Source organism: Bradyrhizobium sp. 521_C7_N1_3, from assembly GCF_052075975.1.
GTDB classification, from domain to species: Bacteria; Pseudomonadota; Alphaproteobacteria; order Rhizobiales; family Xanthobacteraceae; genus Bradyrhizobium; species Bradyrhizobium japonicum.
Genome location: NZ_CP197232.1, coordinates 5,638,639 through 5,663,071 on the forward strand (window position 1 = coordinate 5,638,639; position 24,433 = coordinate 5,663,071).

22 protein-coding genes are annotated in these 24,433 nt (G+C 64.8%); 5 read left to right on the forward strand and 17 right to left on the reverse strand.

The genetic code is table 11. The features are described 5' to 3' along the window. Positions 1-5: 5 nt before the first annotated feature. From metG to AB7008_RS26240, 4 genes are read right to left on the reverse strand one after another with little or no spacing between them, the layout of a single operon-like run. Positions 6-2,006 carry a methionine--tRNA ligase gene (metG, locus tag AB7008_RS26225; protein WP_441259769.1) on the reverse strand — a complete coding sequence of 667 codons (2,001 nt, stop codon included), beginning with the start codon at positions 2,004-2,006 and terminating at the stop codon, positions 6-8. 48 nt (positions 2,007-2,054) lie between these two features. Beyond that, entirely contained in the window at positions 2,055-3,101 is a 1,047-nt protein-coding gene (locus AB7008_RS26230; protein ID WP_039148631.1) for a DNA polymerase III subunit delta', read from the reverse strand. Next, positions 3,098-3,784: a dTMP kinase gene (gene tmk / locus AB7008_RS26235; protein WP_248883334.1), complete on the reverse strand. Its 687-nt coding sequence runs from the start codon at positions 3,782-3,784 to the stop codon at positions 3,098-3,100. Before tmk ends, AB7008_RS26230 begins: the two co-directional genes overlap by 4 nt. Positions 3,785-3,786: 2 nt before the next feature. Further along, positions 3,787-5,049, reverse strand: coding sequence for a serine hydrolase (locus AB7008_RS26240; protein ID WP_441259770.1), 1,263 nt, complete (start codon positions 5,047-5,049; stop codon positions 3,787-3,789). Positions 5,050-5,201: 152 nt separating this feature from the next. On the opposite strand from AB7008_RS26240, the gene AB7008_RS26245 reads away from it, so the two are divergent. Next, positions 5,202-6,158 (forward strand): alpha/beta fold hydrolase, encoded by a 957-nt coding sequence (locus AB7008_RS26245; protein ID WP_441259771.1) that lies wholly within the window; start codon positions 5,202-5,204, stop codon positions 6,156-6,158. Here the strand turns inward: AB7008_RS26245 and AB7008_RS26250 are convergent. The 4 genes from AB7008_RS26250 to AB7008_RS26265 form a co-directional block, all read right to left on the reverse strand. Then, the gene (locus AB7008_RS26250; RefSeq protein ID WP_441259772.1) at positions 6,155-6,673 is read right to left on the reverse strand and encodes a GNAT family N-acetyltransferase; all 519 of its coding nucleotides are present in this window, start codon (positions 6,671-6,673) and stop codon (positions 6,155-6,157) included. The genes AB7008_RS26245 and AB7008_RS26250 overlap by 4 nt on opposite strands. Before the next feature lie 12 nt (positions 6,674-6,685). Further along, entirely contained in the window at positions 6,686-7,228 is a 543-nt protein-coding gene (locus tag AB7008_RS26255) for a phage tail protein (protein ID WP_441259773.1), read from the reverse strand. 48 nt (positions 7,229-7,276) lie between these two features. Then, positions 7,277-7,804, reverse strand: a complete 528-nt coding sequence (locus tag AB7008_RS26260) for a phage tail protein (protein WP_028158858.1) — start codon at positions 7,802-7,804, stop codon at positions 7,277-7,279. Positions 7,805-7,883: 79 nt separating this feature from the next. Continuing rightward, the gene (locus AB7008_RS26265) at positions 7,884-8,426 is read right to left on the reverse strand and encodes a phage tail protein (protein ID WP_441259774.1); all 543 of its coding nucleotides are present in this window, start codon (positions 8,424-8,426) and stop codon (positions 7,884-7,886) included. Between the two features lie 548 nt (positions 8,427-8,974). Between AB7008_RS26265 and AB7008_RS26270 the strand changes: the two genes are divergently transcribed. Beyond that, complete coding sequence (locus AB7008_RS26270) at positions 8,975-13,501, forward strand: IPT/TIG domain-containing protein (protein ID WP_441259775.1); 4,527 nt, start codon at positions 8,975-8,977, stop codon at positions 13,499-13,501. 68 nt (positions 13,502-13,569) lie between these two features. Here AB7008_RS26270 and AB7008_RS26275 read toward each other — a convergent pair whose 3' ends face one another. Then, on the reverse strand, positions 13,570-14,502 hold the full coding sequence (locus AB7008_RS26275; RefSeq protein ID WP_441259776.1) for a septal ring lytic transglycosylase RlpA family protein: 933 nt from the start codon (positions 14,500-14,502) through the stop codon (positions 13,570-13,572). 805 nt (positions 14,503-15,307) lie between these two features. Between AB7008_RS26275 and AB7008_RS26280 the strand changes: the two genes are divergently transcribed. Beyond that, entirely contained in the window at positions 15,308-15,436 is a 129-nt protein-coding gene (locus AB7008_RS26280) for a hypothetical protein (protein WP_441259777.1), read from the forward strand. A 32-nt stretch (positions 15,437-15,468) separates the two neighbouring features. Here AB7008_RS26280 and AB7008_RS26285 read toward each other — a convergent pair whose 3' ends face one another. Then, a complete protein-coding gene (locus AB7008_RS26285; RefSeq protein WP_014495284.1) occupies positions 15,469-15,759 on the reverse strand; it encodes a hypothetical protein in 291 nt (96 codons plus the stop codon). A gap of 162 nt (positions 15,760-15,921) precedes the next feature. Here AB7008_RS26285 and AB7008_RS26290 point away from each other — a divergent pair, with 162 nt between their 5' ends. Further along, positions 15,922-16,500: a TIGR00645 family protein gene (locus AB7008_RS26290; protein WP_028158853.1), complete on the forward strand. Its 579-nt coding sequence runs from the start codon at positions 15,922-15,924 to the stop codon at positions 16,498-16,500. 16 nt (positions 16,501-16,516) lie between these two features. Here the strand turns inward: AB7008_RS26290 and AB7008_RS26295 are convergent, their stop codons facing one another. Beyond that, positions 16,517-16,831, reverse strand: coding sequence for a DUF1476 domain-containing protein (locus AB7008_RS26295; RefSeq protein ID WP_248883343.1), 315 nt, complete (start codon positions 16,829-16,831; stop codon positions 16,517-16,519). Positions 16,832-17,092: 261 nt separating this feature from the next. On the opposite strand from AB7008_RS26295, the gene AB7008_RS26300 reads away from it, so the two are divergent. Further along, positions 17,093-17,317: a hypothetical protein gene (locus AB7008_RS26300; protein ID WP_028153369.1), complete on the forward strand. Its 225-nt coding sequence runs from the start codon at positions 17,093-17,095 to the stop codon at positions 17,315-17,317. A 58-nt stretch (positions 17,318-17,375) separates the two neighbouring features. On the opposite strand, the gene AB7008_RS26305 is transcribed toward AB7008_RS26300, so the two are convergent. The 6 genes from AB7008_RS26305 to AB7008_RS26330 all read right to left on the reverse strand — a co-directional run bounded on the left by AB7008_RS26305 (position 17,376) and on the right by AB7008_RS26330 (position 24,412). Next, complete coding sequence (locus AB7008_RS26305) at positions 17,376-17,567, reverse strand: hypothetical protein (RefSeq protein ID WP_028158851.1); 192 nt, start codon at positions 17,565-17,567, stop codon at positions 17,376-17,378. 119 nt (positions 17,568-17,686) lie between these two features. Next, positions 17,687-18,334: a DJ-1/PfpI family protein gene (locus AB7008_RS26310; RefSeq protein ID WP_028158850.1), complete on the reverse strand. Its 648-nt coding sequence runs from the start codon at positions 18,332-18,334 to the stop codon at positions 17,687-17,689. A gap of 31 nt (positions 18,335-18,365) precedes the next feature. Next, complete coding sequence (locus AB7008_RS26315) at positions 18,366-20,573, reverse strand: multicopper oxidase family protein (RefSeq protein WP_248883345.1); 2,208 nt, start codon at positions 20,571-20,573, stop codon at positions 18,366-18,368. A 10-nt stretch (positions 20,574-20,583) separates the two neighbouring features. Then, positions 20,584-21,627 (reverse strand): NAD(P)/FAD-dependent oxidoreductase, encoded by a 1,044-nt coding sequence (locus AB7008_RS26320; RefSeq protein WP_441259778.1) that lies wholly within the window; start codon positions 21,625-21,627, stop codon positions 20,584-20,586. Positions 21,628-21,719: 92 nt separating this feature from the next. Continuing rightward, positions 21,720-22,136, reverse strand: a complete 417-nt coding sequence (locus tag AB7008_RS26325; RefSeq protein ID WP_014495276.1) for a hypothetical protein — start codon at positions 22,134-22,136, stop codon at positions 21,720-21,722. Further along, on the reverse strand, positions 22,133-24,412 hold the full coding sequence (locus AB7008_RS26330) for a LodA/GoxA family CTQ-dependent oxidase (protein WP_441259779.1): 2,280 nt from the start codon (positions 24,410-24,412) through the stop codon (positions 22,133-22,135). The genes AB7008_RS26325 and AB7008_RS26330 overlap by 4 nt, the downstream gene beginning before the upstream one ends. Positions 24,413-24,433: the final 21 nt, after the last annotated feature.

Below are 24,433 nucleotides of genomic sequence, written 5' to 3' on the forward strand. Positions count from 1 at the left end.
ACGCCCTAGGCCGCCGGCTCGATGTAGCGCGGGAACGCCGGTGTCGGCGCCGGCAGCGTCGAGCCTGGCGCGATCCGTTTGGCGCCCCCGAGCATCGCGAAATTCCGCTCGCCCGCGGGAATGCCGAGGCTGTCGAGCAGCAGGCCCGAGGCGGTCGGCATCGCCGGCTGGGCCAGGATCGCGATCTGGCGCACGACTTCGGCGGTGACATAGAGCACCGTCTTCTGCCTGACAGGATCGGTCTTGGCGAGCGCCCACGGCGCCTCGCCCGCGAAATAGCGGTTGGCCTCCGCGACCACGGCCCACACCGCGTTGAGCCAGTGATGGATCTGCTGCGTCGCCATCGCTTCGCGCGATGCGGCGATCATGCCGTCCGCCATCGCCAAAATCGCCCTATCATTGTCGCTGAACTCGCCCGGCTCCGGCAGCACGCCGCCGAGCTGCTTGGCGATCATCGACAGCGAGCGCTGCGCGAGGTTGCCGAGGTCGTTGGCGAGATCGGCATTGATGCGCGCGACGATGGCTTCGTGGTTGTAGTTGCCGTCCTGGCCATACGAGACCTCGCGCAGGAAGAAATAGCGCATCTGGTCGACGCCATACTGGTCGGCAAGATTGAAGGGGTCGACGACATTGCCGACCGACTTCGACATCTTCTCACCCCTGTTGAACAGGAAGCCATGGGCATAGACCCTCTTCGGCAGCGAAATGCCGGCCGACATCAGGAATGCGGGCCAGTAGACCGCGTGGAAGCGGATGATGTCCTTGCCGATGATGTGCACGTCAGCCGGCCAGTAGCGCCAGTTCTTGTCCCTCTCGTCGGGGAATCCGACGCCGGTGATGTAATTGGTCAGCGCGTCGACCCAGACATACATCACGTGCTCTTCGTCGCTGGGCACTTTCACGCCCCAATCGAAGGTCGTGCGCGAGATCGAGAGATCGCGCAGGCCGCCGCGCACGAAGCTCACCACCTCGTTCTTGCGCGAGTCCGGGCCAATGAATTCGGGATGATCTTCGTAGAGCTCCAGAAGCTTGTCCTGATAGGCCGACAGGCGGAAGAAATAGCTCTTCTCCTCGACCCATTCGACTGGCGTGCCTTGCGGGCCGAGGCGCACGCCGTCGTCGTTCAGCCGCGTCTCGTCCTCGGCGTAATACGCCTCGTCGCGCACCGAGTACCAGCCGGCATAGGTGTCGGCGTAGATGTCGCCGTTCGCTTCCATGCGTCGCCAGATTTCCTGGCTGGAGCGATGGTGCTGCTCTTCGGTGGTGCGGATGAAGCGGTCGAACGACACGTTCAGACGCTCGTCCATCTCCTTGAAGCGGCCAGCATTGCGGGTCGCGAGCGCGGACGGGGTCAGGCCCTCGTTCTGCGCGGTCTGGACCATCTTCTGACCATGCTCGTCGGTGCCGGTCAGGAAGAACACGTCCTTGCCGTCGAGCCGCGCAAAGCGCGCCAGCACGTCGGCCGAGATCGCCTCATAGGCGTGGCCAATATGCGGGCTGCCGTTGGGATAGGCGATGGCAGTCGAGATATAGAAGACGTTGTCGCGCACGGGCGTAGCAACGGGAGTTGCGGCTTGCGGAGCGGCCACGGGCTTCGGCGCAGGCGGCGCCTCAGGCTTCGGCACCTTGGGCATCGACACCTTCGGCTTCACGACCTTCGGCGGCACGGCGACAGGAGCCGGTGCGGCGGTCACGGCAGGCGCGGTCACTTTCGCTTTCTTGGCGACCTTCTTGGCCGGAGCCTTGTTCTTCGCCGAAGACTTGGCTGCCTTTTTGGCCGCTTTCTTCACCGCCTTCTTGGCGACGACCTGCTTCTTCGCGGCCTTCTTGCCGGCCTTCTTTGTCGTCTTCGCAGCGCTCTTCTTTACGCCCTTCTTGGCCGCTGCCTTCTTGCTCTTCTTGACCTTCTTGGCACCTGCATGCGCCTTCGCGGCCTTTTTGGTGGCCTTCTTCGCAGCCTTCTTGCCGCTCTTGCGCTTGACGGATTTTTTAGCTCGCGTGGCCACGACGAATTTCCTTTACCGGCTTCTAAAAATTTGGAAACGAACCTGCGCCTAGCGCGTTGCGTCCGCCAGCCAGCCGAACACCGAGAAAACCAAGGGCTTTCGCTCCAGATTGTAGGTTTCGGTGTCGCGCGCGGCGCGGACGATCTTTTCCCATACCTCAGCTAGGCGCGCAAGGCGCGGCAGATTCTGGTTGGCATTGGCCTCGTCGGAGTGCAGGCGTTCCGCGATCCAGCGATCGATGCCGTCGATGAAGGCCGCCAGCGCGACTCGATCGCTGGTGCCGAGCGAATCGCCGAGTGTGTGCAATTCGCGCGGATCGACCTGTGGCAGGCGCGCGAGCAGCGCCGCCGTGCGCTGCTGCAGCTTCAGGGCATCACCGCCGAGCAGCGTCAGCGCCCTCGCGACGCTGCCCTCGGAGGCCTCCGCGGCCTCGCGCAGCGCCGGATCGTTCGGATCGAGGTCAGCCGTCGAAGCTGCGGCGCCGATCACATCATCCGTGTCGAGCGGGCGCAGGCGCAGCTTGCGGCAGCGCGACTGGATCGTGGCGAGCACGCGCGCCGGTGCGTGGCTGACCAGGAGGAACAGCGATTGCTGCGGCGGCTCCTCAAGGATTTTCAGCAGCGCGTTGGCGGCATTCGGATTGAGCTCGTCGACGGTGTCGACGATGCAGACGCGCCAGCCTTCTGCCGCGGCAGTCGAGCCGAAGAAACCGATCGTCTCCCGCGTCTCGTCCACGGTGATCACCGTGCGCATCACGCCGCGATCATTGGCGGTGCGTTCCAGCGTCAACAGCCCACCATGCGAGCTGGCCGCAACCTGCCGCGCCACGGCGTCATCAGGATCGACCGCGAGGGTCTCGGCGCGCTGCACGGACGGCGCCAGCGGCTGGCCATTGGAAAGCACGAAGCGCGCCATGCGATAGGCCAGCGTCGCCTTGCCGATCCCCTGCGGCCCGCCGATCAGCCAGGCATGCGGGATGCGCCCGCTGCGATAGGCCGCGAGCAGCGCTGTCTCGGCCTCGCGATGGCCGAACAGAAGGCTCGTCTCGCGTGGATGCGGAATGGCGGTTTCACGTTCGGCCTGGCGCGGGCTCATAGGGAAACCACCGATGCAGGGGTTGGGAGAAGGCGATCGCGCAGCGCCGCCCAGACTCGTCCAGCAACCGTGTCAGGATCGGAATTGGCATCGATCAGGACGCAACGGCCGGGATCGTCCTCGGCGATCTTGCGATAGGCCTCGCGCAGGCCCTGATGGAAGCTGAGCTTCTCGCCCTCGAACCTGTCAGGTGTGCCGCTACCACGACGCACGGCGGCGCGCTGCAATCCAATCTCGACCGGCAAATCGAGGATGAAGGTGAGGTCCGGCTTGAGATCGCCGATCGTGACCCGCTGCATCGCGTTGATCAGGCCCATCGGCACGCGGCCGAGGCTGCCCTGATAGGCCCGCGTCGAGTCGGCGAAGCGATCGCACAGCACCCAGGCGCCCCGATTGAGCGCAGGCTGGATCACGGTGCGGACATGGTCATCGCGAGCAGCCGCGAACAGCAGCGTCTCGGCTTCGGGCCCGAGCAGCTTGCCCATCCCCGACAGCACGAGATGGCGCATGATCTCGGCACCCGGCGAGCCGCCGGGCTCGCGCGTGACGAGGGTCCGCATCCTGGCCGCATTGAGGCGGTCGGCGAGCTTCTTGATCTGGGTCGACTTGCCGGTGCCCTCGCCGCCTTCAAAGGTGATGAAGCGTCCGCGCCCGGACGTCCGCTGTGCTGCGCTCTCACTCATGATCAGAGCTTCTCGGCGCCCGCGCGGAACATGCCGATCACGAGCTCGCTGGCACCGTCGATCGCGCGGCGCATGGTCGAGCCGGTGCCGATCGCTTCGGCGGCATAGACGGGCGTCTCCACCGCGATATTGCCGCTGCGCCAGACCTTGACCACGCCGACCTTCTGGCCGACTTCGATCGGCGCGCGCACCGGTCCGCTATAGACGACGCGCGCAATCAGCTTGTCGCTGCTGTTCTTGTGCACCATCACCTTGACGGGCGTCTTGGCGACAAGCTTGACCGAGCGGCTCTCGCCGCCAAACACTTTTGCGTAGCCAACCTGCTGGTCGGCCGCGATCAAGGTGCGGGTCTCGAAATTGCGGAAGCCCCATTCCAGCATCTTCTTGGCTTCGGTGGCGCGATCCTCAGGATCTTCCAGGCCATTGACGACCACGATCAGCCGCGTGCCGTTCTGCACGGCCGAGCCGACCATGCCGTAGCCGCCTTCCTTGGTGTAGCCGGTTTTCAGACCGTCAGCGCCTTCCATCGAATTGAGCAGAGGATTGCGGTTGGGCTGGCGGATCTTGTTCCAAGTGTACTCCTTCTCGCCGAACAGTTTGTAGAATTCGGGGAAGTCGAGAATGATGTGGCGGGCGAGGATGCCGAGCTCGCGCACCGTCATCTTGTTGCCGGGATCGGGCAAGCCGTTGGAATTGCCGAAGGTCGACTTCGTCATGCCGAGCTCGCGGGCACGCTTGGTCATGAAGTCGGCGGCAAAGATCTTCTCGTTGCCGGCGATGCCCTCGGCCAGCGCGATGCAGGCGTCATTGCCGCTCTGGATGATCGCACCATGCAGGAGATCGTCGACCGAAACCTTGCTGTTGATGGCGGCGAACATGGTCGAGCCGCCCGAGGGCGCCCCGCCCTTGCGCCAGGCGTTCTCGCTGATCCGGTACTCGTCGGTCGGCTTGATGTCGCCCTTCTTGATGGCATTGAAGACGACTTCCGCCGTCATCAGCTTCATCATGCTGGAGGGCGCGCGCAGCTCGTCGGCGCTCTTCTCGAACAGCACGCTGCCGCTGGAGGCCTCGATCAGGATCGCGGTGGGGGCGTCGCCATCGAAGCCGGAATCCTCCGTTTTCTTGGCGCCCTGGATGCTCTGGTTGGCGGCGTAGAGCGCTCCGCCCCAGCCGATGCCCGCCACCAGAACCGCCGCGATCAGCCCACGCGCCAGCGCACCGGCTGAGAACCGGGTGCGACGGAGCGGAAAAAGACGAAATGCCATGGCGAAGCCCTGAGAGCGGCGTTCTAACAGCAGGAACCGGTGCGAACAACACGGGGCTGGCCGCCGAACCCGAGATTGCACGATTCTCGGCGCGCCCCTATCGTGGCACCTCATATTTCCCGACCAAACCCCTGAAACAAGGCGGAAAAGCGATGTTGTCCACCCGCGTCATCAAGGCCAACGGGATCGACCTGTTCATCCGCGAAGCCGGCCAGGGTCCGCTGGTGGTGCTGTGCCATGGCTGGCCCGAGCTATCCTACTCCTGGCGCCACCAGATCCCGGCGCTCGCCGACGCCGGATTTCGCGTCGTGGCCCCCGACATGCGCGGCTACGGCCAGAGCGCGGCTCCGGCGGACGTTGCCGCCTACTCGATCTTCGACACGGTCGGCGACATCGTTGGCCTCGTGCACGCGCTCGACGAGAGCAAGGCGATGGTGGTCGGCCACGACTGGGGCGCGCCGGTCGCCTGGCACGCGGCGTTGTTCCGGCCCGACATCTTCACCGCGGTGGCGGGCCTCAGCGTACCGCCGCCATTCCGCGGCCGCGGCAAGCCGCTCGATCTGCTCCGCCAGGGCGGCGTCACCAATTTCTACTGGCAGTATTTCCAGACACCCGGCGTCGCCGAGGCCGAGTTCGAGCGTGACATCGCCCGCACCATGCGCATCGTGCTCGGCGGGCGCGGCCTTGCCGATCCCAGCGCCGCGATGTTCGTCCAGGAGGGCAAGGGCTTTCTCGGTCACGCGCTCGCCGAGGAGCCGCTGCCCAGCTGGCTCAGCGAGGCTGACCTCGCCTATTTCACCGAAAGCTTCCGCAAGTCCGGCTTCCGCGGCGGGCTGAACTGGTACCGCAACCTCGACCGCAATTGGGAGCTGACGGCGCCCTGGCAGGACGCGCAGATCCATCAGCCATCGCTCTTCATTGCCGGCTCGAAAGACGCCGTCATCACCGGCCTGATCGGCGCCAAGCGCGTCAACGAGCTCGAGCGCGTGCTGCCCAATCTGACGCGGAAGCTGATCATCGAGGGCGCCGGCCATTGGGTCCAGCAGGAACGGCCCGACGAGGTCAACGCTGCGCTGCTGAAGTTCCTGCGCGAGGCGGCTGAGCGTTAGGCGAGATCCCTTCTCATTGCGATGTGGGCGGCGCCCGCCTGCCCGGTCTCGGCAAACCCTCGCCTCAGGTAAAACCTATGTGCGGCCGGATTGCCCGCAAGCACCGAGAGCGTCAGCGCACCGACACCCTGCTGCCGAGCGCTCGCTTCGAGAGCGTCGATGACCTCTGTCCCGAGACCATGGCCGCGCTCGGCCGGCAACAGCACGATATCGACGATATGCCAGCGAAGCGCCGTGCAGTGCAGGATCAGGCGCCCGATCGGTTCATCCCGTCGCACGATCAGGAGCGAGACGGCATCGGGAAATTGTGCGGCGTAGCCGGCGGACTGCGCGCGGAACTGCTGTTCGAGCAGAGAGTCGAGCGCCGCCGGAGGCAGTCCGGCGACCGCGAGGCTCTCGGCGCGCGCCGTCTTGAACAAATGCCGGACGAACGACTCGTCCCCCGTTTCGGTCAGCCGCATGGCCAAGCCGTGATGCCCGATGCCGATCATCTCGCCCGGCGCGGGCGCCGCCACGGCCGGGACCGCTCAGCTGAAGCTTGGAAATACCCCGGAGTAGGCAATGCACCAGATCAGCACCTGGGTCGGCTGCATGTTGTCGTGAGGCTGGCCCTGGCCGTTAGGCGCGATCGCGTTCGGCGACAGCACCGTGTTGCCGGGGAGCGCGGCAAAGCCGTTGAACGCCGGATCGATCGCCGTCAGGTTTGAGGACGTTCCGGGGCCGGTGGTGGCGTTCGTGGCCGTCTTGACGCCAAGCTGCAGCCCGTGGGTGTGACGGGCCATATTATCTGTTGTCAGCGTGACCGTGGGGGAGCCCACGACTTCACCAATGTTCCGCAGTGAAAGTCCCCGTCCCTGGCCCTGGCTCATGACGACCGAGCCGGAAAGATTCGGCAACGCAAAATTGGTCTGGCCGTTGCCGCCGTAATAGGTGCCGATCAGGCTGAACAGTGGCGTGAAGCGTTGGATGGGAACGAGCTGTCCCAGACACGGCAGCCAGGCATTGTTGAAACCTTGGACAGCAAAAGAAAACGGAAACGCCTGGATTTCACCGACAAACGGATCTGACACCTTGTTCTCCCTGACGATTGCGCGAGCTTGATTGCCTCGACGGCACGATCAGCCCTGTGATGGGAAAATACCCGCCCAGCAGATGCAGTAATTGCATGTGACGGTCGGCATCATGTTGTCGTGCGGAACGCTGTTGCCGGCGGGGACGACGCACGCCGCCATGACATCATAGGACGGGATGTTGGCAGCCGGTGCATAGAGAGTCCCGTCCGTCGCCGTCGCCAGATGCAGCGTCGGGCCCGGGGTTACCGCGTCGCCCGTCGCCGTTGACGACATCAACGCATGGCTGTGGACCGGCATCTCCGGCTCGTTCAATGTGTGCGCTTCTTCACCACCCGGTTGCCCGAGACTGAAGTTCGGCAAACCCGTGCCCTGCCCCTGTCCGATAGCGACGCGTCCCTGCAGATCGGGAAGGTTGAAAGTCGTCTGCCCATCGCCGCCATAGATCGTGCCGATGATCGCATACAGCGTCTGGTATTCCGCGATCGACACGCTCTGCCCGTTGCAGGCGAGCCAGCCGTTCGGCACGCGCGGAAAGGCAAAGAGCCTGATTTCACCGATAAAGGGATCTGACATGGTCGCGTTTCCAATCGTGTCGCGAATGCGTGGTCTAAGTGCGGAGTGAAAGTTGTCGCCTGCCGCCGTCGGCGCGCGCTCAGTCCCGCGACGGATAAACGCCTTGCAGCGCGATCAGATAACTGATCGTGAGGTAGGGCTGCATGTTGTTGTGCGGCGCGCCGCCGCCTTCGTTCAGGACATTGGTGCCGATGGCGAGTGGGGTCTCCTGCTGGCCGGCAGCGACGAATATCTTGGTCGGATTTGCGGCAGGCAGCGTGTTCGTTGCGAAGGTGTTGCCCGTCGGCACAACGTTGCCGCGGCCGCCGCCCTGATCGGTCTTGGCCTGGATCCCGTGCGGATGGCTCGGCAGCGTGGCCGTGGTCAGGTTGACTGCGGTCGTGCCGCTGATCATTCCCGGCACGTAGCTGCCCTGGCTGTCCGCGCCAAGGATAGCGCGTCCCATCAGGTTCGGCAGTCCGAACACCGTCACGCCGTTGCCGCCATAATACGTGCCGAGCAGCGAGAACAGCGCGGTGTTCTGCTGGATCGACAGCAATGCGCCGTTGCACAAGGCCCATCCCCTGGGAATGATGGAGCCGGCAAAAGGCATAATCTGCCCAAGAATGGGTGTTGCGGGCAATTTCCCCTCCAAATGCGCGCATGCGAACGCATTCGCCTGATGATGCGCGACTTCTCAAATGTGGTTTGAAGAACGACTGGGCGTATCGATATCTTTTGCTCGCCGAGATTGTTCAACAGCTCACGCTGACAGTCAAGCGTGGGTACAATTATAAATAGATACAATCATAAATAGTTCTAGCGTTATTTCGGCAGTCATGACTTGCACACGCAGTTGTTGCCGCGGCGCAACGGTTCGCCGCAAAGTGGTCCTGAAAGATGACTTTTCGGGATGTTGCAGCCCGCACCTGCTTGCATTTGGAAGCAGCCTCCAGTCCTAAATACACGCAAGAATATACGCGAACAATTTCACAATCAGGGATTTCGTAGCGGGAGTTCTCCTGTGAGAGCCGCCGCCGAGGGGGGCCGTTGAGTCACGCAATTGCGGTGGCCGTGCCAGAAGCGACCGGAGAATTTGCGGTCCGGATGCGCGATGGCGGAGCTTTGCCTTGGCGGATCTGGCTCGCTCTTTGGCGAGCGGCTCAGCGCGTTTGCATCGCGGCTGTCTTGATGCTCGGCGCGATGGCGGCGGCGAACGCCGCCTGCGATCAGACAACGAATTCCACATCAGGCGTGACCGTGAACTTCACGTCAGTCGGTCAGGTCTACCGCCTGTGTTTCACCATCGGCACGGGCTCCGCCCCAGCCGACGACTCCGTTGTGTGGGGCCTATACTCCGTCGCCGGCACCGATTCCTTTTACAACGCGCCGATCGCCAATTCGAGCGGTACCAATCAGGGCAACCAGCAGCTCACCGCCGCCGACTACAATCCGACGACGGCGAAGGCGACCTATACGTTTCATCCGACCAACCCGAACCAGAACGGTCAGACCGCGAACTCCGGCCATGCCGAGATCGACATTACGCTGAACAGCAAGACGGGCAGCGGAGCCGAAGCGATCACGCTCTATTACGCGCCGGGCTGCAGCGACTTCACCGCAAGCTGCTCCGGCAGTTCGATCGCGAACACCCCCTTCGTTTTCACGATCAATCTGCCCAGCCCCACAGTGACGTCGATCTCGCCGACGTCCGGGCCGCTCGCGGGCGGCACTTCGGTGGTCATCACCGGCACCAACTTCACCGGCACGACCGGCGCGGGCGGCGTCAAGTTCGACGCCACCAACGCGACGAGCTATACCGTCAATTCCAATACGCAGATCACGGCGACCGCGCCCGCGGGGTCCGCCGGGACCGTCGATATTACGGTCACGAACGGCTCGACATCGCCGACATCGGCGGTGGACCAATTCACCTATGTTGCCGCGCCAACGGTGACCTCGATCTCGCCGACGTCAGGTCCAACCGGTGGCGGCACATCGGTGATCATCACCGGCACGAATTTCAGCACGACCACGGGCGCTGCCGGCGTGAAGTTCGGCGCCACCAATGCCGCGAGCTACACGGTCAATTCCAATACACAGATCACGGCCACCGCGCCTGCCGGAACCGGCACCGTCGACGTCACCGTCACGACAGTAGGCGGGACATCCGCGACCACGGCCTCCGACCAGTTCACCTATGTAGCCGCGCCCACCGTCACCTCGATCTCGCCGACGACGGGCCCGGGTGGCGGCGGCACCACCGTGACCATAACCGGCACCAACTTCACAGGCGCGACGGCCGTGACGTTCGGAGCAACGGCTGCGACTGGCTTCACAGTCAATTCGGCAACACAGATCACCGCGACATCTCCGGCCGGGATCAACACCGTGGATGTCCGAGTGACGACGGCCGGCGGGACGTCGGCAACATCCGCAGCGGACCAGTTCACCTATATTGCCGCTCCCACCGTCACCTCGATCTCCCCGACCGCAGGTCCGGCGGCCGGCGGGACGTCGGTGACGATCACCGGCACCAACTTCACCGGAGTCACGGCCGTGACGTTCGGCGGGACCGCGGCGGCCGGCTTCACGTTCAATTCAGCGACATCGATCACGGCGACCTCGCCGGCAGGTGCCGCCGGTGCTGTTGACGTCAGGGTCACGACACCGGGCGGGACATCAGCGGCCTCGGCTGCGGATCAGTTCACCTATGCTGGTCCGCCGACCGTGACATCGATCTCGCCGACATCAGGCCCGCAGACCGGCGGCACAACCGTGGTCATCACCGGCACGAACTTCTCCGGAGCAACTGCGGTCACGTTCGGCGCAACGGCGGCAACCGGTTTCGCGGTCAATTCGGCGACCCAGATCACCGCGACGTCGCCCGCAGGCACTGGCACGGTCGACATCACGGTGACGACCGTGGGCGGAACCTCCGCCACATCGGCTGCCGATCAATTCACTTATATCCCGGCACCGACGGTCACTTCGATTTCGCCGACCTCGGGGCCGGGCTCCGGCGGCACCACCGTAACCATCACCGGCACCAACTTCACAGGCGCGACGGCCGTGGTGTTCGGAGCAACGGCTGCGACTGGCTTCACGGTCAATTCGGCGACCCAGATCACCGCGACATCGCCGGCAGGAACCAGCACGATCGACATCAGGGTGACGACAGCCGGCGGCACGTCGGCAACATCTGCAGCGGACCAGTTCACCTATGCTCCCTCCCCGACCGTCACCTCGATCTCGCCCACCGCCGGCCCGCAGACAGGCGGCACGGTGGTGACGATCACAGGCACGAATTTCACCGGCGTCACGGCCGTGTCATTCGGCGGTACAGCGGCCGGCTTCACGTTCAATTCAGCGACCTCGATCACCGCGACATCGCCGCCCGGGACCGGCGTCGTGGACGTCAGGGTGACGACCCCTGGCGGGACGTCCGCAACCTCGGCCGCTGATCAGTTCACTTATGCCGGCTCTCCCTCCGTCACGTCGATTTCGCCGACAGGCGGCCCCCTGGCCGGCGGCACCATTGTCACGATCACCGGCGCCAATCTGTCAGGTGCAACGGCGGTGACGTTCGGCGCCACGGCGGCGGCCGGCTTCACCGTCAATTCGGCAACCCAGATCACCGCGACATCGCCTGCTGGGACCGGCACCGTGGACGTCAGGGTCACGACGGTGGGCGGAACGTCGGCCTCCTCCGCGGCGGATCAGTTCAGCTACGCCGCGACGCCGGCGGTGACGTCGGTTGCGCCGAATGCGGGCTCGACGACGGGTGGCACCTCGGTCACCATCACGGGCACCGCGCTGTCCGGAGCCACCGCGGTGAAGTTCGGCACAACCAATGCGACCAGCTTCACTGTCAATTCGGCAACCTCGATCACCGCGGTCTCGCCGGCCGGCGCCGGTACGGTTGATATCACCGTGATGACACCAGGCGGAACGTCCGCGACATCGGCATCGGACCAATTCAGCTACACGCCGGCACCGACGGTCGGCTCGATCTCACCGAACTCCGGATCCGCGATCGGCGGCATCTCCGTGGCGATCACGGGGACCGGATTCACCGGCGCCACCGCAGTGAAGTTCGGCGCCAACAACGCGACCAGCTTCACAGTTAATTCGGCAACGTCGATCACGGCAACCTCGCCGCCCGGCGCCGGCACGGTCGATGTCACCGTGACGACGGGCGGAGGGACGTCGCCGACCTCGGCGGCAGACAGGTTCACCTATCTGTCCGCGACGACCACCACGGAGCTCACCTCGTCGAAGAATCCGAGCAGCTACGGCGAGTCTGTAACGTTCACGGCCAAGGTGAACAGCTTGGGCGGAACGCCGACGGGAACGGTCACTTTCAACGACGGCGGCACGCCGATCGGCACGTCTAGCCTGTCGGCCGGTGTCGCCACCTTTGCCACGACCACGCTCGCCGTCGGCAATCACAGCATCACGGCGAGCTACAACGGCAGTGTGGCCTTCAACGCCTCGACCTCGCCGGCCCTGAACCAGTCGGTCGACATTCCCGCCGACAGCGCCAAGCTGCGCGCCCTCCAGCTCAACGTCACCAAGATCGTGGCGCAGAGTTCGGGACAGGCGATCTCCGGTTCGATTGACACCGCGATTTCCGAAGGGTTCAGCGACGGCGGGCAATACATCACGCCGGGCGCGGGCGGGCTGCGCGTCAATTTCGCCGCCGCGCCCGACGGCGATGAGGACGACAAGCCCAAATCCGGTCAGCAGCCCGGTTCTCAAAGTTTGAACGCCTATTCGGGCGACGGCGGCCCCGGCCGGACCGGCGGCCGCGGGCGCGGCTCCTCGCGGATCGATGACGCCTTCGCCGCGATCGATCGGGCCGCTCCGACCAAGGCACCGGCTGCGCGCTTCAGGGAGCAGAAGGACTGGCTGTTCTGGATCGACGTGCGCGGCAGCGGCATCGATCAATGGGGCTCGTCCGGCAACATCGGTCAGGGTGCAACCCAGGCCACGCTCTTCGGCCAGCAGGTCAACCTGCTGTCCGGACTGACCTACCGGGCGAGACCCAATTTGCTGGTCGGTGTGACCGGCGGCTACGAGAACTTCAGCTACACCCAGACCGACATCAACGGAAAGCTGAAGGGCGACGGCTGGACCGTCGGCGCCTATCTCGGCTGGAAGATCATCCCGACGCTGCGTTACGACGTGGCCGTGACCTATTCCGGCATCGGCTATGACGGCACCGCCGGGACGGCCCAAGGCAATTTCAACGGCAATCGCTGGATTTTCGCGACCGGCTTCACCGGCAGCTACAGCTGGGCCAATTTCAATATCGAACCGTCGGCCAAGGTCTACGCGATCTGGGAGCGGGAAAACGCCTATGTCGACTCGCTCGGCACCCAGCAGGCGGCCCGCACCTTCTCGAGCGGCCGCGCGTCTGCCGGCAACAGGGTCTCCTATCCCGTGCCGTGGCTCGATAGCGTGCTGCTGGTCCCCTATGCCGGCGTCTTTGCCGACTATTACTTCACGCAGGACGATGCGGCCGCGATCGTTGCTGCGGGCGGCATCCCGCTTGCTTCGACACCATTACTCCAAGGCTGGTCAGCCCGCTTCACGGGCGGCATCGGCGCAAGGCTCGCGGGCGGCAGCACGGTCGGCTTCGGCGCCGAACTCGGCGGCATCGGCAGCAACACGCAGATATGGACGTTCACGGGACGCGCGCGCATCCCATTCTGATCACTGGGCGCGACGACGCGCCAGCGGCGGCGCCACGCCGCCGCCGGATTTGCCGGCTTGGTACCTGCCTAGTAGAGGCCGCGGCCGCTCAGGATGCTGCGGGCCTCGGCGGCGCCGTCGGCCGATGACGGCGCGTTCTCGGTCGCGTAGCGGCCATCCTCGTCATAGGACACGGCGCGCGCGTTCTGGAGCGCCCGGCCCCGGCCCCGGCTGCGGCTCGAGGCCGACATCTCCGAGGTCGCGTTGAGCGACGCAATGTCGGCGGAGGTGTTGCCGAGATTATAGGGCCGCCCTTCCGGCGTCGGAACCTCGCCGCGAATGGCGCCACGGTTCGACGATGGCAGCTCCGGCACGAAAGGCCTTGCCGAGGCAACCCGCACCATCGAGGGCGACGGCGCCGGGATTCCGGTGCGCAGGGTCGCCATCAGCTGGCGGTCGTCGGAGCCTTCCAGCGGCGCCCGGCCGACATATTCGACACGGACCTTGGCGACGCCATTGCCTTTGAATTCAAGCAGTTCAGCAGCTTTGTTCGAGACGTCGATGAGCCGGTTGCCGTGATAGGGTCCGCGGTCGTTGACGCGCACGATCAGCGATTTTCCGTTCGAGACATTGGTCACCCGCGCATAGGACGGCATCGGCAGGGTCGGATGCGCCGCCGTCAGCGAGGTCATGTCGAACACTTCGCCATTCGCGGTCAGGCGGCCGTGGAAATCGTCGCCGTACCAGGACGCCATACCCTCGGCGCGGTAGTTGACGTCCTCCTCCGGCACGTAGGTCCGGCCGGCAACGACATAGGGCTTGCCGACGCGGTAGGTGCCGCCGCCTTTCGGAACCGGATCCCCAAACGCCACGACCCGCGGGCTCGAGGACACGCCGTACTTCGGATCGACCCGGCTGGCGAACTTGTTCGAGGAGGCGCAATTGGCAAGCGCGAGGCAGGTCGCGACCGCGGCAACACCGCGTGCGGCCCGCAAAACCGAATCTGACCGTCGGATCCCCATGCGCCCCAAATACCACTTCGCCGGAGGCGCACCCAACCCCGCTTTGGCTACGGGGGAGCGCTGTCCGGTCCCAAAATCCGAGGCGGCCCACCACCGCGTCGGAAGCAGTAAGGATAACGCAACCCGAACACGGCGGAAATGGGGAGCCCACAGCCTTCGCGCTGGGATGGTAAACGGGACGTTCGCCTCTCCCCCGTTGATCTACGGAGCGCAAGCACCCTGCTCTGTGCCACTCCTAGACATTCTGTTGCGCCAAATCCTCACTCCACCCCCATTGTCTTGTGGCTCACTGGAATTCTTTTGACTGTGCAAGGCCGCACGCGTTTTCTCGGTTGCAGGGGCGAACTGGAATTTGACGATGATCGAGACGGTTTCGGCACTGATGGGTCTGGTAAGCGCGGGGATCTTCCTGGCCCATGCGTTTGAAGGTTACCGCACGAGGGCCTGAGGGCATTCGGGCGGACGGCAAGGATCACCTCTTCAAGACGGCACGTTCGGACAATCTTAATTGATCCGACCGAGCATCGAACACGAGAGCGGCAGGTGTCCCATGCGCAACCATGACTTCGTATCCGATAGCTTCCTGGCACTGACCGCCGGCGGCTTGGTTCTTCTCTGCTCGAGCCTCGTGGCACTGGCCTTCGGCTGAGCACCACCACCACGCTCTTGCTTTCCAACCACAACCACACCGCGATGCAGCATACAGCGCTGTCCGGTATTGCCCTGCTCCCGTTTAGTTGATTGAATTTCTGCGTTCGGCGCCTCGACTCATTTCAAGAGGCCATCACCAACGAGGGTGACGCAAATGCTTGCTGAGAAATTTTTTCTGGTTCTGGAATCGCTGATCCGCGGCGACCGCACCTATCCCGACGGAAGCCCCCGGGTGATCAGCACCTCCCCGCACGTGCCGGTGAATCTGCCCGCCCAGAAATAGCCGTCCTCCAAGCTTTCCGAATCACGCGCTGCTCAGCGCAGGCCCAATAACGAGCGGCGATAAAGGCCGTCGCGGGCCTCGCTCAGGCAGACGAAGCTGCCGTCGAAACCCTGCCCGTACCGCTTCTGGCTCTTGCCGTAATAGACGCCTTTCCTGAAATCGAGCCAGACCACCTGATCGTGCGGGCAATGACGTTGCGCCTGCGCCTCGTAGCGAAACGGCGTCAGCGGTGTCGCCGAGACCTCCGCGCCACCGGCGCCAACCACGATTGCGACGGCGACCGCGATGCCGCCGAGCCCTTTGCCGAAGCCGCTCCAAGACACCCCCGCCTCCCGATTCAAGCCCTGGCTCTTTGGCCGTTCGGCACGGTAGCACGAGACTGCGCGACCTGTCGGCCGCAGCCGGCGGCTTGGCCGTCTTCCGCCGGCCATCTTGTCGGGTTACATGAAAGCGAGATCATTTCAGCTCGCGAGGATGCTGCCTGAATGTCGGTTGAGCCTGCACCCAGGACCGAACCCCGCCCGCCGTCGCCGCGTTTGGGCGTGCTCCCGATGATCATCTTCGGCTCGCGCTGGCTGCAACTGCCGCTCTATCTCGGACTGATCGTGGCGCAATGCGTCTACATCGTGCTGTTCCTCAAGGAGCTCTGGCATCTCTCCTGGCACGCGATCGACCTCACCGAGCAGCAGATCATGATGAGCGTGCTGGCGCTCATCGACGTCGTGATGATCTCCAACCTGCTCGTGATGGTCATCGTCGGCGGCTACGAAACCTTCGTTTCGCGGCTCGACCTCCAGGGCCATCCCGACGAGCCGGAATGGCTCGGCCACGTCAATGCGAGCGTTCTGAAGATCAAGCTCGCCATGGCCATCATCGGTATCTCCTCGATCGCGCTGCTGCGGACCTTCATCGAGGCCGGCAATCTCGGCTCGAACCGCGCCGGCTTTACCGAGACCGGCGTGATGTGGCAGGTGCTGATCCACCTCACCTTCATCGTCTCGGCGCTCGGCATCGCCTTCGTCGATAAGCTCAGCGATTCAGGCATGCGCAGGCACGCCGAGTGAGGCGCGAAGCTGCCTTCTACTTGTCTGCTTCGAGCTGCGCGAGCGCCTGGTGCAGGCACTCCTGAAGCTTCTGCGCGACCTGCTCGCGCGCGACGCCCTTGGCGGCAAGATCGCCAGACACCTTGCTCACGACATCGTCGGTCTGGCTCTCCAGATTGTCCGTCACCAGCGCCGTTGCGTAGCTTGCCGCGGCATCGCCGCTGAGCCCGAGCTGGCCCGCGGCCCAGAGCCCGAGCAGCTTGTTGGACCGGGCCGTGGCCTTGAACATGAATTCCTCGTCGTGGGCGAATTTGGCCTCAAAGCCCTGCTCGCGCTTGTCGAACGTGGTCATGGTCAGCTCCAATGCGTTTTCGCTGAGGAGAATCGGACTGGCTGGGAGCGAACGTCTCCGTGGTTCTCGTCAGTTTAGGATCATTTGAATCTTCCTCCCGGAAGGCAGAGGCCGTCAAGCCTGCGCGGTGGTGCGCCGCAGCCCGGGCGTGGGCACGGCACGCGCCAGCGCCGCGCCAGCCAAATCGGCTAGGTAGAGATGTTTACCGTCCGTTAAGCAGACTCGGCGCCGGATGGGCCGGGGGACATCGAGAGCTGACGCATGAACAAAGAGCTGCGGGAGTTTCGACGGCTTGAACGGGTCTGCCTCGAGCAGGCCGCCCTCTCCACCATGGATCTCGCGCGAAGCGGGCTGCTCAAGGTCGCCGACGATTGTCGCATCGCAGCCGAAGCGATCGAGGCGCAAGCGCCCCGCGGCGCGTTCGCCGGCGCCGTCCAGGCGCTCAAGCTGGCTTTGAGCGCAACGGGCATGTCCAACCGGCACTAGCCGCCGGTCTCCGGTTGGGAGAGCGCTTCAGAAGATTGGAGGCGGTGACCGCGTTCGGTCAGCCCTTCGCCTCGGCCGCTTCGCGCGCGAGCCGCTCGGCCCTCAGCCGTTCCTTGTTGGCGTAAAACGCCTTCTGCGCCTCTTCGTGATCACGCATGGCCTGTTCGGCCTCGATCCGGCGTGCGGCATCACGAGCCTGGCGCTGCTCAGGGGTCAAGGGTTTGCGTCGGAAGGAAAGGTCTTCGGTCATGCGGAGACAACGCGCAGGCAGCGAAACGGTTCCACGAGTTGAACCAAGTAGGCCGGCGCGGTCGATTGAAGTCTCGACATATCAGATAGTTAGATGATTCACTCGTCGCGCGGCCGGACCTATTGCGTCGCTCCCGGCGGCTTGATGCCTGTGAGAGGGCACTGCGGTGCTGCGGGAATCGCACTGCGGACCGGCGGCTCCGGATAGTATTGGGTGTTTTGCTGAACCTCGCGCGCCAGCTCCGTGCCTCCGAGCAGCGTGATCAACATCAGCGCCTCGTCGAGGCCCGCGGATATTCCGCCTCCAGTCAGGCGATTGCGATCCAGCACGAAACGCGGATGTCCGTCGGCAACCTTCACCTTCGGGAACAGCGTCGGGAAGCATTCCAGGAAAGCCCAGTGCGTCGTCGCCCAGTGGTCGTCGAGAAGACCCGATGCCGCGAACAGCATCGCTCCCTCGCAGACCGAGCACATGTACTTCGCACCGGCGGCCTGCCTGGTCAGAAACTGGACGTAGGTCCGGTGCGGATCGTTGATGATCTCGGTGAGCGCGTCTGGATCGCCGCCGGGAATCCAGACGGCATCATACTGGGTGCATTCCGCGAAAGATTTTGCGACCTCGAACGGAAATCCCCGGTTGCGAAACCGTTTCATTCCCGGCTTTGCCGCAACGATCTCGACGTCGAAGTCGGCCCAGTCGAACATTTCGAAGGGACCGGCGACGTCGAGCATGTCGACGCCGTCATAGACGGGGATGCCGATCTTCATCGCGCGCAATCCTCCCTGCTTCCTGTGACGATCAATGTTTGTGGCCGACGGGCGTCGCCGCGGGTGTCGCCGTCGGCTGCTTGGCATGGCGCATCCCCGCCATCCCGAGGCCGCCGCCCGGCGCGTTGAGGTCGGGAACGATCGCGATGTTGGCCATCATGCCCGCGTCCTCGTGGTCCAGGATGTGGCAATGCAGGACATACTCGCCGATGTAGCGGTCGTACCGCGTCCTGACGCGGATCTGATAGTTGTTCTCGACGATGATCGTGTCGCGGAATGTGTGCCACATGCCGCAATACTGGTTCGCCAGTTGCTGCTTGTCGGCATACACGATGTCAGGTTTGCAGGTGCCGTCGGGATTGTAGATCGAGATCTGCTGACCGTTGGTGTTGGTGGTGGTGACGTCGATCACCTGGAACGGATTGACGTGGATATGGAAGATGTGCGGCTCGCCTTGCGCGGACAGCAGCCAATCGTCCGTGGTGTTGACCTCGCGCGTGAAGTTCACCACGTCGGGATCGTACGAGGCGTTGTTGACCGTGAAGGCCGGGAAGTTGATCGCGAAGGCCGCCTGCTGCTGCTGGCTGCCGGCAGCCGGCGGCGCAAGGTTTTCGAATGGCGCCCACGGCCGCAGATCGCCGTCACGCAGCCCGGTGCGAACGGCGTCCGGCAGCGTCGGATTGGCATCGTACAGCGCCTTGCCGACATAGGCCTGCAGGTCGCCGGTCACGGGCTGGCCTCCGCGCACATGGACGTAGGCCAGCAATTGCGGGGTCGACGGCCCCTGCCCGCCGCCATTGCCGTTGGACACGCGCTCTGCCTTCGGCGCCGCCTGGTTGAGCAGGCAATAGTCACCGTCCGAGGGGAATACGACGAGGACGTCGCTGCGATAGCCGGGCTGCATGTAGTTCGATTCGAGCACGCCGCCGACTTGCGAGGCGTGCACGGTGCGCAATTTGGTCCGGGTCAGACCGTCGGATGCGATCTCGAACTGCGGGATCAGCGTGCCCGGCGAAGCGTTGCAGGCGGCCAGAAGATCGGCCTTCTGCTGCTGGCGGTTGCCGCTCAGAGCCGAGGTCGCGATCAGGTTCGTTGTGCCGACCGGCGTGGCGCGCACGAGCTGAATGTTGATCGTGTCGTGAATGCCGGCATGCACGAAGCGCCAGCGCTGGATCTCGCCCGCCGGCACGGTGAGCGTCGGCTGCACGATGCCATTGACGCTGGTGAAGCGGCCATTGGTGTCCCAGATCGACGATGAGTCCAGTTGCAAGCCAAAGTTCTCGACGACGCCGGGGCTTACCGGATTGCCTGACGTCGCCAGCGGGCACGTCCACGGCGCGTTGGCGATATTTGCCGGACTGCTGGCGTTGTAAAGTCCCTGCGTGGTGTAGATCTGCTGCCACGGGCCGCCGGACTGGTTCGGCTGGTTGGCGAAGCAGGCATAGGCGATCTGCTGAAACAGGAAGAGCTGCTCCTTGAACGGGGCGCCGTTGACGTCATGCAGTACCGTGTCGATATCGGCAATCGGCTTCGGGTTCTGCGGTGACGGTGGCGTATAGGGACGCTCGCCCTTGACGACCAGCACCCCCGAGGCGCCGCTCGCCACCTGCACTGCCGTCGAACCATGACGGTGGGCGTGATACCAGAACGTCCCCGCTGGATGGTCGTTGGGGATGTTGATCTCATACGGAAACTTCGTCTGCGGGGCGATGTTGAGCAGCACGTTGTCGCTGTTGCCGGCAGGCGAAACGTGCAGGCCGTGCGTGTGCAGGTTGGTGGTGTTGAAGCACCCGACCAACGCCGGCAAGCCCAGCCCCTCCGGCGGATTGGGCAAACAGCTCGGGTCGTCCTTCGCGAGCTGGTTGATCAGGTCGACGCGCAGCGTGTCGCCGGGCTTGACGAAGATCGCCGGGCCCGACTTGCAGCCGCCATAGGAGCGCAGCTCGACGGGGTCGAGGCCATCCGGCTGCGGATCGGTCGGATCCGGGTTGTTGATGAAGAAGCGGCCGCGCACGAAGTTGAGCACCACCGAGACGATCGAGCCGCTGCGCGAGATCGATCCTTGCGGCCGGCAGCCGCCGACGGCCGGCGCCACGGCGGCCTCCAGGGCCACGACATTGCCCTGCCCGGGCAGCGTCGGCGGCGGTTCGAAAGCACGGGGAACCGGCGCCGCGAATGCTGGAAGGCTCGGTCCCAGCGCGGCGATGACAAGACCAATTCGCGCGAAGCTCTTCATCATGTTGTCCGCCCTACTGTTCCAGAAGACTGCTCGAAGGATTGCGTGAAGGCGCGTCGGCACGCCGGCGCCGCCAGAACGGCCGCTCGGACCAGCGCGAAACACTGCCGTAGTGTTCGCTCAGCGTCGTCGCGTAGGCCGCAGCCTCGCGCGCGATCCACGCGCCGTAGCGATCGAGAGCGGCCGCATCACCGCGCGCGAGGCAATCGCAGGCGGCATAGGCAGCGAACACGCCCGAGCGCATGGCCTTGACCACGCCGTGGCCCGAGATCGGATCAAAAGCGCTTGCGGCATCGCCTGCGCAGAGGAAATGGAAGCCGGCAGTCGTTGCGGCGTACCGACTGCCCGCAGGGATCAAGCGGGGTTGCTCGAGCCGAATGATCCTGCTCCCGAGCGCCGAGACGAATTGCGTCCTGGCGAGAGCGGCGCGCCAGCCGTCCGGCGTGTTCAGCCCGAGGCCACGCGCCAGATCGGCATCGGTCATGCAGGCAAAGGCGCGCCTGCCCTGGTCGAGTGCCATCGTGTACCACCAGCCGTCTTCAAAGGCCTCGACGAGCAGTTCCGGTGCGGCCGGCCCCGATGTCGTCGCCTCGGCATAGGCTGCAATCAGGCGGTCCTGCGCTTTCGCCCGCGAACCCTGGCGGTCGGCGAGTGCGCGGGCGCGGCCCGTCGCGTCGATGATCAGCCGGGCCGAATGGCTGTTGCCGTCGTCGCAAACGACCGACCAGCCGTCCGCCTCGCGCGCGAGCTGACAGACCTTCGCATCGACGCGCTCGGCCGCGCGGCACCCCGCCGCCGTAAGCCAGCCATCGAACGCCCGGCGGTCAACGCGCCATGACGGCCCGCGCGCTTCCAGCAGCAATTCGCTCGACGTCAAGCCGGCCTGGTCCCAGGAGGTGAGCGTGCGGTGCGACGGCGCAAAGCCCTGCGCCAGGAAAGTCGGCCACAGACCCAGCTGCCGCAGCACCGGCTGGACCAGCGGTGACAAGACCTCGCCTCGTCCTCGGCCCCGTCCTTCGCCTCGCCCGCGCCGCTCGGACGGCGCGATCACGGCCACCCGAAGCTCCGGCGCGCACATCGCAAGCGCGCGGGAAGCGGCCGCTCCCGCTGGACCTGCGCCTGCAACGATGATGTCGAACGCGGCCAAGGTCAGTCGGCCCGGACTGCGTAGAACGACGCCACCACACCGGCAGGCGCCACCGTGCCGGGCGAGCCGCCGCTGTGCGGGATGGTCCGGATCACCGAGCCGACGATGGCCGGACGCTGGTCGACGCCATTGGGCCAGGCCGGCACCAGCGAGCCCCAATAATCGTAGATCCATTCCTCGCCGCCGACGACGCCGGTGCCCTGGAAGCGCACCTGCATCGGCGATCCATAGGCGCGCGATCCCTTCAGCGCGAGCGACCAGCCCGGGCCGCCGATCGTGCCGGTCAGCAGCTGCATCGGCCCGTCCACGATCTCGATCGTGCCGCGGCCGAATTCGAGATTGTTGAAGGCCGTGTTGACGTCGGGATCATTGAGCAGGCTGCGATAGGTCCAATGTCCGACGAATGGATTGTCGCTCATGATGCCTCGCTTTTGGGATCGGGCCTCGACCCGGTTGTTCGCTCGACGCTGACGTATTTGGGCCCTTGATAACTGTCGGCGGGCTTGACGGCCGGCTCGTAGGGATTGCGCACGATGAAACCGAGCAGCGACCACTCGGTGACCATCTTGAGGTCGCCGACCGGCGTCTGCGGGACGCCGCGGCTCCACGTGGTCCAGACGTAATTGGGCTTTCCGTTCGAGACCGAGGCGATCTCGAACGACTGCAACGGCCGATGCGCCGGCCACCACAGCGTGGTCCAGGTCTTCTCGTCGCGCCGCAAGCGATCGTCATTGTCGCTGCCGGGCCAGAGATTGTTCCAGTCGGCGTAGGTGATATTGATCGGCTGCGTGGTGCACTCGTTGAAATCGGACTGCCAGGGCAACCCCATATATTTGGTGAGGTCACCCGGCTGGAGACCGGTCTCGAAGTCGTTGTCCTGGCTGAGCGGCGAGTTGACGTTGAAGGTCGGGTCGGCAATCACGGTGCCGTGGTCCTGATTGGCCTGGGCGGCGCTCTGCAGGAAATCCGAGACGCTGCGATCGGCGTTGATGCGATACGGCGCCCGGTAGATCGAAGGGTTGCGCATCACCCAGCCGAGCTCGGCGCCCGGACAAAAGGCGCCGCCGAGCACGTTGCTGAGCACGCCGCGGTCGAGCTCGCGGCCGGTCTTCGGCGGTGTCTTCGGATAAGGCGCGAAGGGTGAATAGCCGTCGGGCAGCCAGCCCTCCTCCTTCTCGTTGATGAACCAGCCGCGCGCCCATTGGCCGAGGATGAAGAGCTGGTACTCGGTGAGATGAAGAAACTTCGACGGCGTCTCGTTGGTCAGCGGATTGTCGCCGCACAGCAATGGCATCAGCGGCAGCGAATGGACGCGCGACGATGCCCGGTCCTGCACCTGGAACGAATTGGCCTCGCCCGCACGGCGCAACAGATCGAACAGGAAGCGGCGCATCGGTCCGTAGGGATCGTCGGCCTTGGAATAGTGGGTCGGACCTGCGACCGCCGCCACCGCCATGACCGCTTCGCCCTGACTGGCATCGCGCAACGGCGCATCCGACGGTGTTGCCGTTGCCGTCGGCCGCGTCGCGCGTTTCGGGGCCTGCGACAATTTGTCGGGATCGAACGTGCCGCGCTGCGCCTGATCGTGCGGGTAGTTCGATTGCTGAAGGATATCGTTCAGATACCTGAATTCATCCGGCCGGAACAGGATCGGCCAGATGTCGCGATAGAACCATGGCCGATAATTGCGATTCCAGGCAAGACGGCCGGCCTGCCAATGACGCAACGCCGCTTCGTCGCGGAACGGGATCTGCTGCGGATCGTCATAGGTGCCGAGCGTACCGTAGATGCCGGTGTCGGTGGCGAACTGGCGCACATAGAGATCGTACAGCACCTCGTCCATCGTGATCATGTCGAGGATCTCAGGTACGAAGCGCGGGTAGCCGACCACGACCCAGGCCGGAAACTCGACGTCGATGTAGCGGGTCTGGCCGACCTGTTTCGAATACATGATCAGCCGCGCCATTACCGGGCCGTCGGAGATGTCGTCGTACCAGCCGTCGGTGTTGGCATAGTCCTCGATCTTCGGACCGAAGCTGCCGCTGACGTCCATGCCCGAATTGCCGTGACCGCCGAGCACGACCAGGCGGCCCTTGTTGTCGGTCATCATCTCGCCCAGCGTGTCGATGTCGAACGGCTGGAGTCCCTTCGGCGGAAACGTGGTGGCGTAGCCGCCGGGCCCGCCCGAACGATCGAAATGCGCGCGCCGGTTGGTGGTCGCGTTCACGCTGCGCGGGCCGGGATCAATGATGAGCAGGTCGCGGTCCTGACCGGTGACGTCGGCGTTGCGGCGCGCGCTGCCGGGGGCGTAACCGTGCTCGCCCTTGAGCTCGGTGAACGGGTACCAGGAGGCCTTCTTGTTGGCGACATAGACGCGCCACTGGATGTCGACGAGAACGCCGTGATTGCCGCCGCCCTCCACGGCATCGCCGAGCGCCAGCGGCCTGCCTTCCGGGGACTCTTCGTCATAGACGAAGATCTGGAAGCGCGCGGCCTGGCGCTTCACGCGGCCCTGCGCATCCTTGAAGGTCTTGACCGGAACGGGTGTGACCCCGTCGGGGCCGTGCAGGGGATTGCCGAAACTGTCGCAGGCGAGCGGCATCGCCGCGGGCGTCTCCGGCGCGAGATAGAATTCGCTGTCGCTGTTGCCCAGGCGCGCGATGCCGATGCCCGGATGGATTCGATACGTCGCCATGACTTCCCCGCCACCTTCTCA